A 17605-nucleotide genomic window follows, 5' to 3' on the forward strand; every position below is an offset into this window, starting at 1 on the left:
TGATCGGCATAAGTCGCTCGGGTACGGCTTGCGCTCGCTCACCGGGCCATCTCAGCACATCCGAGCCCGCCAGCCAGACGTAACGCTACAGATCCACCCGATCACAATACGACAGGGTGGGGCATCAACTCGCGAACCGCCCTCTCACATTCAGGGCTGGGACTGGCGACCGTGGAGATCAGCGGGACAGTTCGCACGGGACGTGTCGCAGGTCCCGGTGGCCGACCCGGCGCATCCAGTCGGCCAGCACGATCGACAGCAGCCAGGCCCCCGCGCCGATGGCGAGGTCGTGGGGATGCGGATCACTCCGTAAAGTCGGCGAGGGTTCCGGGGCGGTGATGAAGGCCAGGCGAGCGTTCCTGAGTAGTCCCCAGCTCGACATCCCCGAATCTCCATTCCGCCCCGGATCGTGAACCTCTGGGTTAACGCTCCGTTGTGTGCTTCGCCGTTGTTCCGGCCTGGTCGATCCGACAGCCTTGATCTAGGACGAAACACCGCATCGGAGGGAAAGCGTGATACACCGCCACGCGCAAGCACATCCATGAACATCGTCACCTCAACAGTTGTCTTCACGGTGGATGATCTGGCGGGCTCCCGTCGGTTCTTCACCACCCATCTGGGTTTCGGCGAGGTGCTCGACACGCCGAGTTTCACCTGGTTGAGCCGTGCCGACGGGGCCGCCGACATCCTGTTGCGTCAGCGAGACCTCGAGCTGCCTAGGGAGCGGGCGGCTCAGCCGGTGGTGGCCTTTGCGGTCACCGATCTGGCCAAGGAGTCCGAGCGCCTGCAGGCCGAGGGCGCACGTATCACCACGCAGTTGCGGCGCGATGCGTGGGGTGAGTGGCTCATGCGCCTGACCGACCCCAACGGCATCATCGTCGAACTGACCGAATGGATCCCGCCCAGCGGCGCCTGATCCCCCCTTGGGATGGCCCTTGAACGGCACCCCCATGATCGATCACTCTCTGTACATGAATGGAAGCTAGAAGTATGCAACCGCATCCCCGTCGGTGGCTGATCCTGATCGTGTTGTGCCTGAGCACGCTGGTACTGGTCATCGACAACATGGCGCTCACCGTCGCGATCCCCTCCCTGACCGCGGACCTGGGCGCCACCCCGCAGGACATCCAGTGGATCCTGGAGTCCTACATGCTGGTCTTCGCGGGCCTGCTGCTCACCGCCGGATCCCTGTCCGACCGGTACGGCAGGCGCAAGCTCATGGTCATCGGCCTGGCCCTGTTCGGCGCCGCCTCCCTGGCCGCCACCTTCGCCACCGACCCCGGCCAGTTGATCGCCGCTCGCGTGGCGATGGGCCTCGGCGGCGCGATGGTCATGCCCAACACCCTGTCGATCCTGATGGTCGTCTTCCCCGACGAGGCCGAGCGCCGCAAGGCCATGGCCGCCGGAGCCGCCTTCGCCGTACTCGGCCTGATCGGCGGCCCGGTCGCCGGCGGCGCGCTGATCTCCTCGGCCGGCTGGGAAGCGGTCTTCTGGATCAACGTCCCGATCGCCGCCGTGGCGATCCTGGCCGCGCTGGCCCTCATGCCCGAATCCAAGGGCTCGGCCCCCAAGCCCGATCCCGTCGGCGCCATTTTGTCCATGGTCGGCATGTCGGCCCTGGTGTGGACCATCAACGAGCTCACGCACGGCATCGCCTGGATTCCGCTGATCATCGCCGTCGTCGCCCTGGCCGCCTTCGTCTGGTGGGAGCTGCGCGCCGAGCACCCGATGGTGCCGCTCAAGCTCTTTCGCGACCGCGACTTCTCCGGCGGCAGCCTGTCGCTCACCCTGGTCCAGATCGGCAGCGGCGGCATGCTGCTGGTGCTGACCCAGTACATGCAGTTCGTCCTCGGCTACACCCCCATCCAGGCCGGACTGGCCTTCATCCCCATGTTCATCGCCTCGATCGTCTTCAACGGCGTCGGCGCGGGCCTGGGCGCCAAACTCGGCAACCGCACCACCGTGCTCCTGGGCCTGGCCGTGATGGCCACAGGCTTCGCCGTCCTCAGCTTCACCTCCCCCGACAGCTTCCTCGCCCTGGCCATCGCCCAGGTCATCCTGGGCGCCGGCAGCGGCCTGGCCGGGCCCGCGGCCATCGCCGCGCTGATGAGCGCCGTCCCGACCGAGCAGGCCGGTGTCGGTTCGGCGATGAACGACACCATCCAGCAGGCCGGCGCCGCCCTCGGCGTGGCCATCCTGGGCAGCCTGGCCACCAGCAGCTACACCTCCGCCATGCCCGCCACCGCACCGGAGGAGGCGCGCCGCTCCCTGGCCGTCGCCGTGAGCGACCCGTCCCTGGCCGCGCTCGCTCGTGACGCCTACAGCGCGGCCATGTCCTCCGCCTTCCTGGCGGCCATGGCAGGTGTGCTGGGCGCCGCCGTACTGGCTCTGCTCTTCCTGCGTGGCCGCAAGCGCGGCGCGCACACCGCCACCTCGACCCTGGCCTCGACCCCAGCCGAGGAGCCGACTCCGGTCGCCACGCACTGACATGTACGCGGTGCCGTGTCAGCGGCCACGTCAGAACGGCGGCTGCCCGCTATCAGGACGGCCCGCGATCGTAGATGCCATGAGCGGTTCAGCCGCCCGATCAACCGAATCCCTAACTGATTTCTTGGAGCACACCATGTCCATCACCCTTTCCGAACAGGACACCCTCACCCTTCGCATCGCCGCCTGGGGCGCCGTCTCGCTGATGTCGGCCGCCGGCGCCGCTGGCTCGGCCCACAAGGCCGGCACCGCAGGCTCCATCGCCCTGACCGCCGCGACCGGCCCGGTCGGGCACGTGCTCGCCAAGGCGCCCAAGCACAAGGACCTGAGCGGGAAGTCCGTGGCCGAACTCGCCGACACGGTGCTGCCGGCCCTGACCTCCGCCATGAGCCTGCTCAACAAGCAGGATCCGGCCGAGGCCGGCAACTTCCGCAGCACCGTCCTGGTCGCCGCCGAAGCCGCCGCCCAGGCCGGCGACCCGGCCCAGCCCCACCATGACCGACATGATCCGCAAGATCACCGAAGCTCTCGACGCCGCCTGACAGGACGTCGGCCCGGACTGTTACGAAGAACGCAAAAGGATGGATATGTCAGTCTTCCAACGGCGAGGACTCCTCGCCGCCGCCTCCCTCGCGGCCGCGATCGCGGTCGCGGGGGCTCCCGCCGCCTCCGCGACGGCGGAGCCGGGGATCACGGTCTCGGGCGGGGTCACCCAGCCGGTCTTCTCCTACGCCGACGCAATCCGTGAGCACGTCCGGGTGCAGTCGCCGCTCGACAGCGACGGCGACGGCAAGAAGGATCTGGTCCGGGTGGACATCATCCGGCCGAAGGAGTCCGGCTCCGGGCTCAAGGTTCCGGTGATCATGCATCAGAGCCCGTACTTCGACAAACCGGGCGTCGGGTTCCAGCTGGACCACAAGAAGTACGACGCGAACGGCAACCTGACGAAGTTCCCGCTGTTCTACGACAACTACTTCGTGCCGCGCGGGTACGCGTACGTGTCCGTCGACATGGCCGGCACCCGGCTGTCGGAGGGCTGCCCGACCGGCGGCGGTCCGTCCGACGTACTGGGCGGCAAGGCGGTCGTCGACTGGCTGAACGGCCGGGCGACCGCCTACGACGACCAGGGCGCTCCGGTGAAAGCCACCTGGACCACTGGGCGCACCGGGATGATCGGCCACTCCTACGAGGGCGGGCTCGCCATCGGCGTCGCCGGCACCGGGGTGCCAGGGCTGGCGACGATCGTCCCGCTCGCGGGGCCGAGCAGCTGGTACGACATGTGGCGCGCCAACGGCACCCTCACCGACTTCAAGAGCGGCCCGCAATGGCTGGCCCAAATGATCGATGAGGACCCGGACGAGAAATGCGCGGCGGTGCACCAGCGGATGACCGCCGGCTCCGATGACGCCACCGGCAACTACAACGCCTACTGGAACGAGCTCAACTACCGGACCGGCCCGGTCTCGAACGCGCGCAACGTGCGCGCCAGCGTCTTGGCCGTGGTGGGCATGCAGGACCGCAACGTGATGGGCAACCAGTTCTCGGAGTGGTGGGCCAAGCTGCCCCGCGACGTGCGGCGTAAGGCGTGGGTGACGCAGTACGGGCACCTCGACCCGTTCTGGGCCCGCCGCCAGGTGTGGGTCGACACCCTGCACAAGTGGTTCGACCACGAGCTGATGGGCGTGACCAACGACATCATGCGCCAGCCGCGCGCCGATGTGCAGCTCGGCCCGGACCGGTGGATCACCCAGTCCGACTGGCCCGCCCGCCAGGCGCGGACGACGACTCTGCGGCCGCAGGCCGACGGCGCCCTGGGCCGCGTGCCCTCCAAGGGCACCGGCAGCTACCTCGACACCCTGCAGACCGAAGAGGCGATGGCCGGCGATCCCGGCACTGCCAACCCCAACCGGCTGGCCTACCTGACGCCGCCGCTGAAGAACGCGATCAGGGTGTCCGGGACGCCGTCGGTGAGCCTCAATGTCAAGCTGGACAAGCCGGCCGCCAATCTGGGTGTCCTGCTCGTCGACTACGGCACCGACACCCGCATCCACGGCGTCGCCCCTGACAAGGGGCAAGGACTCAAGCTCGTCGACGGCCAAGACTGCGTCGGCCAGAGCACGGCCGACGACAGCAGCTGCTACGTCAGGGCCGCCGACAACACGATCACCTCCGGCTTCCAGGTGGTCTCCCGGGGCGTCATCGACGCGCAGAACCACACCTCGCTCAGCCGCCAGACGCCGCTGACGCCGGGCAGGCCGTACCGGATCACCTGGAAGATGCTGCCCCAGGACTACGAGTTCAAGGCCGGGCACCGCCTCGGCCTGGTGCTGACCGGAACCAACGCCGACCTCGGCGAACCCGCCCTCGGCGGCGCCGAAACCGGCGCCGGGACCAAGGTCACCGTCGACCTGGCCGGCACCTCGATCTCCCTTCCGCTGGTCACCGGCAAGTAACGCGACACGAAAGACGACAAACCATGAACACCAGCAAAGTCCTCAGGCGAGTGGCGATCCCCGCGCTGGCAGCCGCGCTGCTGGCAGGCACGGCCACACCCGCGCTCGCCGCCGACCGGGATCGGCCGGAGCTACAGAAGAGCGTCCAGGCCTTCGTCGATGCCGGTTTCCTCGGCGTGCAGGTGCGCGTCAACCACGAGCGAGGCGAATGGACCGGCAGCGCCGGAGCGCGCAAGCTGGGCTCGGCCGCCAAGCCGCCGGCCAACGGGCGGTTCTGGACCGGCAGCGTCATCAAGCCCTTCACCGCCACCCTGGTACTGCAGCTGGCGGCCGAGGGCAAGATCGCCCTGGATGATTCGGTCGCCGGCTACCTGCCCGAGCTCGGCCTGGACCGGCGCATCACCGTGCGGATGCTGCTGCAGCACACCACCGGCCTGTTCAACTACACCGGCGATTCCGGCTCCGACGGGAAGTGGGAGCCGGGTATCACCGCCAACGGCGACGCCTGGCTGCCCGACCGCTTGCGCAGCTACAAGCCAGAAGAACTGGTACGGCTGGCGCTGTCCAGAGCGCCCCGCTTCGAGCCGGGTACCAACCAGAAGTACACCAACACCAACTACACGCTCGCCCTGCTGCTGATCGAGAAGGTCACCGGCCGCTCCTACGCCGAGCAGATGAAGCGGCGCATCCTGCGCCCGCTCGGCATGACCGCCACCACGGTGCCCGGCGACCGCACCCAGCTGCCCGGGCCGCACGCCCACGGCTACTACCGCACCCAGGACGGCCGGGTGGCCGACATCTCCCGCCAGAACCTCTCCCTGCTGGCCGGCGCCGGTGACCTGATCTCGACCACCCAGGACCTGCACACGTTCATCTCCGCCCTGAACGACGGCAAGCTTCTGCCGGCCGACCTGCTGGCCGAGATGCGCAAGCCGTACCCGGGCGGGGAACTCGGCTACGGCCTCGGGCTCTTCGTGCAAGACCTCGGCCCCGGCTGCGGCACCGTCTACCACCACAACGGCAGCCCGCCGCACGGCTACGGGACCCTGATGTACAGCTCGCCTGACGGCAAGACGACCCTGACCGCCTCAGTGACCTGGGTGGACTCGGCCACGAGAGGCCCGGCCAAGGACTTCCAGAAACTGACCGACACCCTCGTCAAGCAGGTGTTCTGCGACGGGCGGACCGGATCGGTTCAGTAGGCGGCACCGAGCGACACAACCACTCGACGAACCGTCAGGGACCGAACCGGCCGAGGAGTGTCTTCTCGGCCGGTTCGTTTCGCGCCGGCCGCCCGGATCCGCGCGAACTCAGCAAGTCAGTTAACTACTAACTATGCGAACTTCTTCTGTGCCCTCTTCCTCTTAGTCAGCCAACTAACTAAGAAGAGGGCCATCACATGACGATGTCCCGGAACCTCCACGCCTTCCTCGCCGAGCCCCGCGTCGCGACTCTTACCACCCTGCGCCCCGACGGCTCGCCCACGTAACAGCCGTGCGCTTCACCTGGGATCGGCACGCGGGAATGGCCCGCGTGCTGACCGTGGCCGGCTCGCGCAAGGCGCGCAATCTGGCCGCCGCGCTGTGCCAGGTGGACGGCTTCCGCTGGATCACCCTCGAAGGCCCCGCGACGGTCCACACCCATCCGGAGCACGTCGAGCGCGCCGTCCGCCGATACGCCGAGCGCTATGCCGTACTGCCGCCAAATCCCTCCGACCGAGTCGTCATCGAGATCGCGGTCGATCGGATCACCGGCCTCAACGTCTGAAAGGACCCGCCATGCCCACCCAGAACGTCCTCGACTCCATCATCTTCCACCGGGAGACCGGCACCGGAACGCCCATGGTGTTCCTGCACGGCAACCCGACCTCCTCCCACCTGTGGCGCGACGTCCTCCCGTCGATCGGCCGGGGCCGTCTGCTGGCTCCCGACCTGATCGGCATGGGCGAATCCGGCAAGCCCGATATCGCCTACACCTTCGCCGACCACGCCCGCTACCTGGACGCCTGGTTCGACGCCCTGAAACTCGACGACGTGATCCTCATCGGCCACGACCGGGCTCACCCCCTTGGCCTAACAGACGGCCCTGCGGCTGGAACGTGCCGAGCACTTCCCGCGGCGGGGATCAACCACCGAAGTCGCCGCGCGGGAGGCGAGCTTCGGGGACACCAGGACGCTGTGCAGGCTCCCGGCCGGCGCAACGTCACCAGAAAGAAACACCGTTATGGAGAAACACGTGAGCCGCAAGCTTGTGGCCGCGCAGTTCATATCGCTCGACGGCGTCGTGGAGGCGCCCACCGGGTGGCACTTCCCCTACTTCGACGAGGAGATGGGCGCTGCTGTCGGCGAGATGTCGGCCGCGGCCGACACCCTGCTGCTGGGCCGGATGACCTACGAGGAGTTCGCCTCGGTGTGGCCGCACCAGAGTGGTGAGATGGCCGACGGGATCAACGGTATCCGCAAGCTCGTCGCCTCCACAACCCTGAAGGAGGCGGGCTGGCAGAACGCGAGCGTGATCGAGGTCGACGTCGTGGCGGCCGTCAAGGAGCTCAAAGAGCAGCCCGGCGCGAACATCAACGTCACCGGCAGCATCGCTCTGACCCAGTCGCTGCTGGTGGCCGGGCTCGTCGACGAGCTGCGGCTGCTGGTGCACCCGATCGTGGTGGGCACCGGCCGTCGGCTCTTCCCGGGCGGCCCCCGCCAGGTGCCGCTCACCCTCACCCGATCGGTCACCTTCGGCACCGGAGTGTTCGACCTGACCTACCAGCTGGCATGACCCGGATCCTGCTGGCCTGCGGTATCTCCGCGGGCCCCTGGTTCCTGTGCGTGGCGCTGATCCAAGGGCTCACCCGCGAGCCCTTCGACTTCACCCGCAACACCATCAGCCAGCTCAGCCTCGGCGAGCTGGGCTGGATCCAGGTGAGCAGCTTCGTCATCACCGCCCTGCTGGCGATTGCCGGATCGATCGGGCTGCGCCAGGCGCTGCGCGGCGCTCCCGGCGGCACCTGGGCTCCGCCGCTGGTGGCGGTGTTCGGGGCTTCGTTCTGATCAGCGCGGTATTCAGCGCTGATCCCGGGGCGGGCTTCCCAGAGGCGAGCGATCAGGCAGTCGTGCTCAGCACGACCGGCGCCATCCGCATGGCGGGAGCCATGGTCGGCTTCGTGTCGCTGTGCGCGGCCTTCGTGGTGATGGGCCGGTACTTCGCCGCCCGGGGCGAGCGCGGGTGGGCGATCGCCTCCCGGCTCGTGCCGGTCGGCGTGCTGGCCGGGTTCACCGGGTCTTCGGCCACCGTGATGGCGTTCACCGCCGGAGCGGGGCTGGGGCTCATCTGGCTGGCCGTGGTGTCAGTCAGAGTGCGCGCCACCGTCAACGCAGAAAACGGCGGCCGGGCTCCGACGGGAGCCCGGCCGCTTTCGTGGGTCAGAGGGGGCCGAGGTCGCGGACGACCTGGGCGAAGGCGCGGATCATGTCGTTCTCTGCCTCACCGCGCCAGGCCAGGCCGTAGTCCAGCGCGGCCATGTCACCGATGGGCAGCCAGGCGATGTCCGGGCGGTTCCAGTAGCGGCTCACGTGCACGGGGAAGGTATTGACGATCTCACCCGCGCTGATGAGGGTGAAGATGTCGTCGACGTTCTCGATGTCCGGTCCCCGCTCGATGCGGTTGCCCCTGGGCGTGTGCCACGGCGTGTAGCTCTCGGCCCAGTAGTCGGGGATCGGCCTGCCGCGCGCGACCGGGAAGTCGCCGAGCATCTCGAACGTGGCCGAGGTACGGCCGGCCAACTCGTGGTCGACGGACACGGCCAGCACCCTGCGCTCGGCGAACATGCGCGGCCCCACGACGATGTCGGGCTCCTGGACGGGCAGCCAGGTGACCAGCATGTCGACGTCGCCACGGCGCAGTCCGGCGAAGGGGTCGACGAAGGGGGCGTGCCGTAGGCGCAGCCCCCACTGCGGGTGGCGGGAGCGAAAGGTCTCCCAGTAGCGGCGCAGGTCATGGGCGTTGGCGGGGATCATGCCGATGCGCAGCACGCCGGTCTTGCCCTGCGCGGCCAGCCTGGCCCGTCCCATACTCTCCTTCAGCCCCTGATAGATCGGGGCCAGATCCCGTCGGAGCTGTTCTCCGGCGGGCGTCAGCCGTACGTTGCGGCTGTCCCGGTAGAACAGCGCGGCGCCGATGCCGCGCTCCTGCTTCTTGATCGCCTGGCTCACCCTGGCCACCGACACGTGGAGGCGCTCGGCGGTGCGGCCGAAGTGCAGCAGGTCGGCCAGGGTCAGGAAGATCTCGATGTCGCGTAGTTCCACGACGTCACCGGTTCACAGGGGCAGGGGGCCCAGGTCGCGCACGACCTCGGCGAACGCGCTGATCATGTCGTTCTCCGACTCTCCTCGCCAGACCAGGCCGTAGTCCAGCGCGGGCATGTCGCGCATGGGCACGTGGACGAGGTCCGGGCGGGCGAAGTACCGAGCCACGTGCGCAGGAGACGCATTGATGATCTCACCCATGCTGAGGCGGGAGTAGAGGTCGTCGTTGCTGGTGACTACCGGCCCGGGCACAATGAGGTGGCCCTCGGGGGTCTGCCGCGGCGTGTAGGCCTCGAGCCAGTAGTCAGGGGCCGGGTTGGCGAGCGGGAGCGGGAAGTCGCCGAGCATCTCGATCGTGGCCGTGGTACGGCCGGCCAGCTCGTGGTCGACGGCAAGCGTCAGCACCCGGCCGTCGGTGAACATCGTCGGCCCCATGACGAGATCAGGCTCCAGCACGGGCAGCCACGTGAGCAACATGTCCATCTCGCCGCGGCGCAGTCCGCCGAAGGGGTCGATCCAGGGGGCGATCCCCAGGCGCAGGCCCCACTGCGGGTGACGGCTACGGAAGGTCTCCCAGTAGCGGCGCAGTTCGTAGTTGTTGACGGAGATGGTGCCGATACGCAACACGCCGGTCTTGCCCTGTGCGGCCAGCCTGGCGCGTTCCATGCTCTCCTTGAGCCCCTGGTAGATCGGGGCCAGATCCTTCCGGAGTTGCTCGCCGGCGGGCGTCAGCCGTACCTTGCGGCTGTCACGGTAGAAGAGCTCGGCACCGATGCCCCGCTCCTGCTTCTTGATCGCCTGGCTCACCCTGGCCACCGAGACGAACAGGCGCTCAGCGGTCCGGCCGAAGTGCAGCAGGTCGGCCAGGGTCAGGAAGATCTCGATATCACGGAGTTCCACTGTCTAGTGCCTCGCGGGAAGAGGGCCCAGGTCGCGGATGACCTCGGCGAAGGCGCGGATGACCTCGTTCTCGGCGCTGGTGTGCCAGATGAGTGTCATCTGGAGCGGGGGCGCGTCGTGGATGAGCGCGTAGGCGATGTCCGGCCGGGTGAAGTAGCGGATCGAGCGGTAGTGCCCCGGGGAGACCGCCTCGCCGGTGGACAGAATGGGGAGCATTTCCTCGGTGTTGGTCACGATCGGCCCGATCCGGATCAGCCGCCCGCTCGGAGTCTGGAACGGCACTAGTGCTTCACGCCAGTAGTCGGGCTTGCAGCCACCCATGACGATCTCATCGCCGAGATCCTCCAGCGAGACCGATGCGCGGCCGGCCAGCCGGTGAGTGGCGGCCATGGCGAGTACGGCGGATTCGGTGTAGACCAGGGGACCGACGGTGAGATCCGGTTCCAGGATCGGGAGCCAGAGGATCGCCACGTGGACCCTGCCATCACGCAGGGGACCGAAGGGGTCGCCGAAGCCGATCGTCCGGAACTGCGGTTCGTAGCCGGGGTGGCGGGCCGTGAACTCGTCCGTGATCGGACGCAGATCCTGGGCGTTGCCGCTCAGAAGGCCGATGCGCAGCACATCGGTCTTGCCGCGGGCGGTCAGCCTGGCCCGCTCCATGCTGGCCTTCAGGTCCCGGTAGACGGGGATGAGGTCGTCGCGCAGCCGTACGCCGGCAGGCGTCAGCCGGACGTTGCGGCTGTCGCGGTGGAACAGCTCCGCGCCGATGCCGCGCTCCTGCTTCTTGATCGCCTGGCTGACACGGGCGGCCGACACATGGAGCCGCTCGGCCGTCCGGCCGAAATGTAGTTCTCCGGCCAGCGTCAAAAAGATCTCTATATCGCGCAGCTCCACGTTTCCTCCTCCCGAATCTCGTCATTCGGAGGAGAAGAGTGGCATACGCGCATTCTTCTCCGCAAAAACAGACGCCTCCCGGAGTGAGCGACCCCGGGAGGCGAACAGCCAGGTCATCAGGCGTGGCCGGGTTTATGCGTGTCCAGATCGGCCCGGAGGTTGACCGGGAGCGGCACTCCTTCTCGATGCGGAACTCCCTGACAAGAACGGTATTCCCGATCTTTCTGGGACTGCTTCCAGGCGCAAAACTCGGCCTTGATGACGCCGAGGGCCCGCAGATCGCGTTGTTCCGGGTCGCCGTTGGCGTTGCCGCCGACCATCTGCTTGCCGTGACGGCTGCCCACCCGATGCCGCGCAGCCTCAGCGGCGAATGCTAAGACGATCGATCTCCTCAGCCAGGCTGCCGCCCGTCGCCTGCTCGCCGATCAGGCCGGTGACGTAGTAGCCGGTGTTGAAGTCCCGCCAGTCCTCACCTGGCTTGCGGCCCTTGCGCGAGCGCGCAACCTTCGCAGCATCCGAGCATCCCTGAAGCCTGCCTCCCGGGCGGCGATCGCGGTGGTGGCGCCCTGCCGCAGCAGAAGCTCGGCACGTTCCAACCGCAGGGCTGTCTGATAGGCCAAGGGAGTGATCCCGGTCGCCCGGCGGAACAGCCGGGTGACGGTCCGTTCACTGCAGTCAGCCGCCTTGGCCAGCAGGCTCAGTGGCAGCCGTTCGGTGAAGCGGGTCTCGATCAGGTCCTGGATGCGGTGCACGGTCTCGTCCACGTGGGAGCGTCGGCGCAGCATCGGGCTGACCTGTGGCGTCGCACCGTCGCGGTGGGCGTGGACGAGCATGGCGCGGGCCACCTGGCCCGCCGTGTACGGCCCGTGCCACCTGCTCAGCAGGTGCAGGGCCACATCGATGCCGCTGGCCCCGCCTGCCGAGGTGATGATCCTGTCGTCCTCGACGTACAGCATGTCCTTGACGACCTCCGCCCGCGGGTACAGGCGCTCGAACTCATCCTGGACGCAGTGGTAGACCGTGCAGCGGCGGCCGTCCAGCAGCCCGGCGCGACCGAGTGCGTCGGTGCCCGCGCACACGCCGACGACGGTGCCACCCGCCGCGTGGTGCTCCCGCAGGCGGCGCAGGGTCTTCTTGCCGGGCGGGCGGGTCGGGCCGCGCCAGCCCGGCACGATGATCAGATCGTCCGGTGCCAGGCGCGGCCACTCGGTACCAACGGACAGCGTCAGGCCCTGCCCTGTGGCGACCTGGCGGGCTTCGGCGACATAGGTGATGGTGTACGCATAGCCGAGGTCGTCGGCGATGGAGAAGACCTGGGCGGGACCGGCCACATCGAGAAGGTGGACCTGCGGGATCAGCAGGAAGAGGACTAGGGACATGGCCGGGTTCTGCTCCTGACTCGGGGTGAGTTGGTCGATGGTCTTCATGGCGGCGAGTCGGCCCGACAAGACCTTGGTGGTAATCGGCTGGCCCGAGACAGGCGCGATCCCCTCCAGCAACTGGACGGACCCGCGGGCGGGGCCGCAGCCCGTACCGGATCCGGAGCGTGAGCCGAGCACCCGCACGACCGCGTCCCTTTCCGCGCGGCGTCAACCACGCGGCCGGCTTGGAAAGACAGGAGTTCTGGACGTCGATGGGCTGCGGGTGCCGTTCATGGAATCCACCATCGCCAACGGCTCTGATCCCGGGCGGTTGCCGTGCTGACATGGCCGCTGACACGACACAGCATCAGATTTGATCCCCGTGGTCGCTTTGGCGCGTTCGGCAACACCTGCCGTCGGACACCTGGCCATCTTTCGGACCGATCCGGTCAGGCCAGCGCCCGCGATGGCGGGTGTCGCACACCACTGCAGTGGCCCACCGCACGTCCGCTGGACTGACGTTGCCGGCTCCAGACAAGGCCCGATTGCGATCCCAGGACACCGTCCCTCCTCAGGGCCATGGCTTGCTCCTGAGGCCTGGCCTCTGGGGGCAGCTCGGGGTCGACGGCTCACCTCTTGCCCCGCACCGCGCGGATCACATCAGCGATGCCGCGGAGCGCGGCGGCAATGTCGGTCGACTCAGCGCGAGAAACCGTGAGCCATACCATGGCGACCGCAGCGATCGCAGTGATCAACACAACGCCGATCGCGGCCACGGTGGCCAGAGCTATCAGATCCATTTCTGCCCTTCCGATCTAGAGGCAAGTACTGGTGCAATCAGTCCATGGCAAACCTCTTCGGCAGTCGATGAGAGTCGTATAGGACGGATTCGACCACGTGTTTCGGCAGCTCACGGGAGGGGCGAGGAAGGTGCCGATCGGACGACTCGGACAGGCAGCGCGGGGAGACAGTCGTATGAACGAGGCTGGATGACTGGGCGGGCAGCGGAGGCTGCTGAGCGTCATTTGCTCCATCGTGAGCTCGTCAAGCTAGAGGAAGCCGTCAAGCTGGCAGGTGGATACAGCCGGAAGAAGCTGCTCGATGACATTTGTGGCAATGGGCGTGGACGTAGGCTAAGCCCGCAGACCATTTCAGGTTGGATGGCGCATGGGCTGGTGGCAAATGATTTCCAGGACCTTTGGGCGTTCGTAGCAGCTTTGCTTCGTCGGGCGCCTGCTTTTCGCAGGGACGAGAGAGTATGGTGGGTCCGCAAAGAGAGTGAATGGAAAGGCTATTGGGAGGCGGCGAAGAAGCAGAGCCTTCACACGGGGGAAAGCAAAGCATCACGAGCCCAAAGGCTATCTCCCAACCTGATTGGCTTCCTAAACGCAGCACGCACGCTGGCGGTGGAGCATCCATATCCAGCCGTGCTCCCCGGTACCGCCCTTCCTCCACTCTCGCAGGTCTATGTGAGGCAGCAGGCAGAGTCCCAACAAACGAATCACTCTGGGCAGGGATCTGATCGCCCCGATGTCGTGTGGGACAAGCGGCCGGCGGAAGACATTGTTAGAAGCAATGCCTTGGTCAGCTGCCTTCTCGGCGGTCCTGGAGCGGGCAAGTCTAGCCTGCTGCGAATGATAGCCATCGGACTAGCCGATCAGCGGTTGGCCGAGGTGGATGGCGATGAGCGGGAGACGGGCGGGCGGAAAGCGATTCATTCGGCAAAAAGCGGGGGGAAGCCTTTGCGTCTTTTCCCTGTCTATGTCCCGGCGTACTGCTTCACACAGCCTGGGTCGTTTGCGCAGCAATTGGCCAGCGCTGTCCAAGTGCAGCTTCGAGGTCAGAATTACAACCCCCCGACCGAGGACTTCTTCAGCAACCGGCCACATGCACGAGGGCGATGGCTTGTCTTGATCGACGGCCTCGATGAGATATCTGATGTCGATGAACGGGCGAGAATTCTCGGCATCTTGAATAATAACAAGCACGGTATCTATCGGTTCATCATTGGAAGCAGACCGCTTCCGGAGGCCGAACTTGCGATCCTCGACAAGGCCGTCACTGTAGGCAAAACCGAATATAAAGCTATACCGTCCGATCGGTATGAGCTCTTGCCCTTCGATTCTCGACAACTGCCAATCTTTGTCAGCGAATGGATGAAAGCTGCCCATGTACCGGATCCTCTGTCGGCTGCCACCGCCTTCATAGGCCAAGTGAACAGCGGGAGGCTTAGCGAGCTCGTCAGAAGCCCACTCATGGCCACGATCCTGTGTCAGCTTCATGCCGTAGACCCCAGTTACCCCCTTCCGCGCGGTCGCTATGGTGCCTATCTGCGCTTCTTCGAGCTGCTGCGAGACAGGTTTTATGAATGTTCGCCAGGCGGAATAAATGATCAGCTGCATCGACTGCTGGGCCGATATGGGCGCCAGGCCCGTGAGGCCATCGATGGCCTCCCGCGCGAAATACTTAGTGGATTAGGAAACATCGCCTTCCGTCAGCAACGCGAGCGTGTACCCGACGCGCTTACCAGAATCAAGGAGGGTCTTGCATCGCTGCGTTCCAGAGATATGTCGCGTAGCAGATGGGAAATATTGGTCGTTCAAGTGTTGCGACGCACTGGCCTAGTCGTCGTACAAGGCGACAACCTAAACTTCATCCATCAGACGCTGAGGGAGTTTCTCGCCGCAAAACATGCCGCCGACAACGCCGACTTTAGCGAGGAAGAGTTTCAACGCCTCTGCCGCAAGCGTCAGTCTTCCGACGAGGGTCGAGTAACAACGTATCTGAGCTCATATGACCGCTTCCTTGTAGCCGCCTGGATCACTGAGGGTGGCGCGCCGCCTGGCCTATTCGACCTACTGAAGGCGCTGTCCGCTCATTACAGCTCGGCTGCCGGAATATCGGATCTCATACGCGATCAGGTTGATCTAGGGCAAGAGATTCGCGACACAGCCGCACGGACTCTGATGCACATGATTGGCAGCAGTAACGGCTCCGCCGCTATCTCGGCGGCAGAGGATCTGGCTTCTGTTGACGTCTCATCGGCCGTCGAAGTACTTTCTTTGGCCCTCAAGAATTCGGGCCTAACCTTTGTGGATCGGGCAAGGCTCTCCAAGAAGGTTATCGAATTCGATCCGACCCGCGCCGTTGATGTCTTCGTCGAATTGTCCATGGATCGGCGATTGAGTATTATGTATCGCGATTATGCCACTGACTGCCTGGTGACAATTGATGGGCTTCGGGCTGCCCATGTCATGTCTGACATGATCGCTGAGCCAGGTCGCAGCCTAAGCGAGATTCTCGTTCTGTGCAAGAAGCTCGAAAAGATCGATAGAAGGTTGGCCATTAAAGCTCTGTCGGAAATGATTGAGCGGTACGGGTCAAACGAGACTCGCAAGCGGAGCTTTTCTACTGAGCTACTGCGGATGCAGGCCGACTTTTAATCCGTAGGTTCCGGGTTCGAGCCCCGGGCGCCCTACCACTCTGACCTGCTGCTACTTCCCATATGGGAAGGTTTCTTACTGATCGTGAGACACGTGTGGGTCATACCTGGGTCACAGGTGTCAGGCCGCCAGCTTGCGAGTCTTCCGAGCGGTCTTGCGGGTGCTGGACAGGACCAGCCGCGCGATGGCCTGGGCGGACTGGTGATACACCTCCGTGCGTCCGCACCGCACGACAGAGCGCGACGATCTCGGTCCTTCCCGGCAGGCCGCGCTTGTCCCCCACACGAGCTACCGGCGAATGTCCACCGCACGGGGACGATCCCGGACCGCCGGATCCCTAGCGTTTCTCGGCGTAGCGGTGGCGCCCCGCCGCAGTCCCCACGTAAGGGAGTCGTCATGCGGTTGTTGAAACAGCTCGTGCCCGTCGCGGTGGTCGCCTTCGCCGGCGGCGCGATCGTGGGCGCGGTGAAGGAAAGCCCGCTCCTTACCCTGTTCCTCGGTGTCGCGACGGCCTTGCTCGCCGTGCTCGTGTACGCCCGCGTGGTGCGGTGGTCCGAGCGCCGGGCACCGGCGGAGGTGGCGGCGCGAGGCGCCGCCCGCGCCATCGCGCGAGGGGCGCTGATCGGGGTCGCGTTGTTCGCGGCCGTCATCGTGAACATCGCTCTCGTGGGCGGTTACCGGATCGACGGCCCGGGCTCGCCGGCGGGCGCGGCCGGGCTGCTCGGCTTCATGGCCGCCGCCGCGGTGACGGAGGAGCTGCTGTTTCGCGGCATCCTGTTCAGGATCGTCGAGGAACGCACCGGGACGTGGCCGGCGCTGGCGCTGACCGGCCTATTGTTCGGCCTTTCGCACCTGCTCAACCCGCACGCCGACCTGTGGGGCGCGATCGCCATCGCGGTCGAGGCGGGCGGCATGCTCGCCGCCGCCTACGCCGCCACCCGCACCCTGTGGGTGCCGATCGGCGTGCACTTCGGCTGGAACTTCGCCGCAGCCGGCATCTTCGGCACCGAGGTCTCGGGCAACGGCGCGACGCAGGGGCTGCTGCACGGCGTGACGTCGGGCCCAGCCCTGCTCACGGGCGGCGAGTTCGGGCCGGAGGCGAGCCCATACGCGGTGGTGTTCGGCCTGTTGCTGACGGTCGTGTTCATGTGGCTGGCCCGCCGGCGCGGCAACGTGGTCCCGCTCCGGCGCGGCGCGACCGCTACGCTCGCCCAATGATCGATCTACGGCGGGTCACGGATCTGTGGCGGCGGTGCGACGTCGTGGTCCGGGACTTACCGTTCGGGCTGCTGCTGGCCGTCGCATCGCTCCTGCCGGCGCTCCACGGCAAGGGGACTCAGGTCGGCGACCTGCCGGCCCGACCCTTCGACGCGCTGGCGTTCGTGGTGATCGCCCTGGAGTGCCTTCCGCTCGCCGTCCGCCGGCGGTGGCCGGCCGTGTGCCTGACTCTGGTGTCGCTCGGCTTCGTTCTCGACCAGGCTGGCTCTGGCCCTCGCATGGGGCATCGGGACCTGGCTGCGCTCCTCCCGCGCCGACGAGGCGGAACGCCGCCGCCACGTCGCCGAGGCCACCCGCGCCGCCGAACGCACCCGGATCGCCCGCGAACTCCAGCGCCTACCACGTGTTCGCGAGCAACGCGATGCCCATCGCGCTCATCACGCGAGGTCATCTTGCCTTCCCACGCCTACCCAGCCGAAGAGAGCAACAGACGGGAGATCGGACGGCACCGTCTCCCTCAACGGGACCGGCTGCATGAGATTGACGCG

The 17605-nt window shown here is 66.7% G+C and carries 16 protein-coding genes and 3 pseudogenes; 13 read left to right on the forward strand and 6 right to left on the reverse strand.

Features of this window, described 5'->3' with window-relative positions:
* Nucleotides 1–178 precede the first annotated feature (178 nt).
* Nucleotides 179–382, reverse strand: coding sequence for a hypothetical protein (locus tag H4W81_RS33255; protein ID WP_192778424.1), 204 nt, complete (start codon nucleotides 380–382; stop codon nucleotides 179–181).
* 159 nt (nucleotides 383–541) lie between these two features.
* Between H4W81_RS33255 and H4W81_RS33260 the strand changes: the two genes are divergently transcribed.
* From H4W81_RS33260 to H4W81_RS50220, 9 genes and pseudogenes are all read left to right on the forward strand, one after another.
* Nucleotides 542–916 carry a VOC family protein gene (locus H4W81_RS33260; protein ID WP_192778425.1) on the forward strand — a complete coding sequence of 125 codons (375 nt, stop codon included), beginning with the start codon at nucleotides 542–544 and terminating at the stop codon, nucleotides 914–916.
* A gap of 74 nt (nucleotides 917–990) precedes the next feature.
* On the forward strand, nucleotides 991–2487 hold the full coding sequence (locus tag H4W81_RS33265) for an MFS transporter (protein WP_192778426.1): 1497 nt from the start codon (nucleotides 991–993) through the stop codon (nucleotides 2485–2487).
* A gap of 136 nt (nucleotides 2488–2623) precedes the next feature.
* Nucleotides 2624–3235 carry a hypothetical protein gene (locus tag H4W81_RS49565; protein ID WP_225958912.1) on the forward strand — a complete coding sequence of 204 codons (612 nt, stop codon included), beginning with the start codon at nucleotides 2624–2626 and terminating at the stop codon, nucleotides 3233–3235.
* A 10-nt stretch (nucleotides 3236–3245) separates the two neighbouring features.
* Complete coding sequence (locus tag H4W81_RS33275) at nucleotides 3246–4940, forward strand: CocE/NonD family hydrolase (protein WP_318782521.1); 1695 nt, start codon at nucleotides 3246–3248, stop codon at nucleotides 4938–4940.
* A 23-nt stretch (nucleotides 4941–4963) separates the two neighbouring features.
* Nucleotides 4964–6142: a serine hydrolase domain-containing protein gene (locus H4W81_RS33280; protein WP_192778428.1), complete on the forward strand. Its 1179-nt coding sequence runs from the start codon at nucleotides 4964–4966 to the stop codon at nucleotides 6140–6142.
* A gap of 292 nt (nucleotides 6143–6434) precedes the next feature.
* Entirely contained in the window at nucleotides 6435–6707 is a 273-nt protein-coding gene (locus tag H4W81_RS33285) for a pyridoxamine 5'-phosphate oxidase family protein (protein ID WP_318782128.1), read from the forward strand.
* A gap of 74 nt (nucleotides 6708–6781) precedes the next feature.
* Nucleotides 6782–6982 (forward strand): annotated as a pseudogene (locus tag H4W81_RS33290) (alpha/beta fold hydrolase); the annotation flags it as partial.
* Nucleotides 6983–7175: 193 nt separating this feature from the next.
* Nucleotides 7176–7715: a dihydrofolate reductase family protein gene (locus H4W81_RS33295; protein ID WP_318782130.1), complete on the forward strand. Its 540-nt coding sequence runs from the start codon at nucleotides 7176–7178 to the stop codon at nucleotides 7713–7715.
* A pseudogene (locus tag H4W81_RS50220) lies at nucleotides 7712–8226 on the forward strand (DUF998 domain-containing protein); the annotation flags it as partial. The gene H4W81_RS33295 and the pseudogene H4W81_RS50220, both read left to right, overlap by 4 nt.
* A 133-nt stretch (nucleotides 8227–8359) precedes the next feature.
* On the opposite strand, the gene H4W81_RS33305 reads toward H4W81_RS50220, so the two are convergent.
* Genes H4W81_RS33305 through H4W81_RS33315 form a run of 3 tightly spaced genes read right to left on the reverse strand, consistent with a single transcriptional unit; the run spans nucleotide 8360 to nucleotide 11035 of the window.
* Complete coding sequence (locus tag H4W81_RS33305) at nucleotides 8360–9241, reverse strand: LysR family transcriptional regulator (RefSeq protein ID WP_192778430.1); 882 nt, start codon at nucleotides 9239–9241, stop codon at nucleotides 8360–8362.
* Nucleotides 9242–9253: 12 nt separating this feature from the next.
* Nucleotides 9254–10141 (reverse strand): LysR family transcriptional regulator, encoded by an 888-nt coding sequence (locus tag H4W81_RS33310; RefSeq protein ID WP_192778431.1) that lies wholly within the window; start codon nucleotides 10139–10141, stop codon nucleotides 9254–9256.
* 3 nt (nucleotides 10142–10144) lie between these two features.
* Nucleotides 10145–11035, reverse strand: coding sequence for a LysR family transcriptional regulator (locus tag H4W81_RS33315; protein ID WP_192778432.1), 891 nt, complete (start codon nucleotides 11033–11035; stop codon nucleotides 10145–10147).
* 134 nt (nucleotides 11036–11169) lie between these two features.
* Here H4W81_RS33315 and H4W81_RS33320 point away from each other — a divergent pair, with 134 nt between their 5' ends.
* A complete protein-coding gene (locus H4W81_RS33320; RefSeq protein WP_192778433.1) occupies nucleotides 11170–11412 on the forward strand; it encodes a hypothetical protein in 243 nt (80 codons plus the stop codon).
* A gap of 48 nt (nucleotides 11413–11460) precedes the next feature.
* Here H4W81_RS33320 and H4W81_RS33325 read toward each other — a convergent pair whose 3' ends face one another.
* Together H4W81_RS33325 and H4W81_RS33330 are read right to left on the reverse strand one after the other, a co-directional pair.
* Complete coding sequence (locus H4W81_RS33325) at nucleotides 11461–12462, reverse strand: GlxA family transcriptional regulator (RefSeq protein WP_318782132.1); 1002 nt, start codon at nucleotides 12460–12462, stop codon at nucleotides 11461–11463.
* A 563-nt stretch (nucleotides 12463–13025) separates the two neighbouring features.
* Entirely contained in the window at nucleotides 13026–13196 is a 171-nt protein-coding gene (locus tag H4W81_RS33330) for a hypothetical protein (protein WP_192778434.1), read from the reverse strand.
* 189 nt (nucleotides 13197–13385) lie between these two features.
* Here H4W81_RS33330 and H4W81_RS33335 point away from each other — a divergent pair, with 189 nt between their 5' ends.
* The 3 genes and pseudogenes from H4W81_RS33335 to H4W81_RS33345 all read left to right on the forward strand — a co-directional run.
* The gene (locus H4W81_RS33335) at nucleotides 13386–15839 is read left to right on the forward strand and encodes an NACHT domain-containing protein (RefSeq protein ID WP_192778435.1); all 2454 of its coding nucleotides are present in this window, start codon (nucleotides 13386–13388) and stop codon (nucleotides 15837–15839) included.
* 396 nt (nucleotides 15840–16235) lie between these two features.
* Nucleotides 16236–17057, forward strand: a complete 822-nt coding sequence (locus H4W81_RS33340) for a CPBP family intramembrane glutamic endopeptidase (RefSeq protein ID WP_192778436.1) — start codon at nucleotides 16236–16238, stop codon at nucleotides 17055–17057.
* Nucleotides 17054–17447: pseudogene (locus H4W81_RS33345) on the forward strand (two-component sensor histidine kinase); the annotation flags it as partial. The gene H4W81_RS33340 and the pseudogene H4W81_RS33345, both read left to right, overlap by 4 nt.
* Nucleotides 17448–17605: the final 158 nt, after the last annotated feature.

The sequence above is a fragment of the Nonomuraea africana genome (assembly GCF_014873535.1).
Classification (GTDB): domain Bacteria; phylum Actinomycetota; class Actinomycetes; order Streptosporangiales; family Streptosporangiaceae; genus Nonomuraea; species Nonomuraea africana.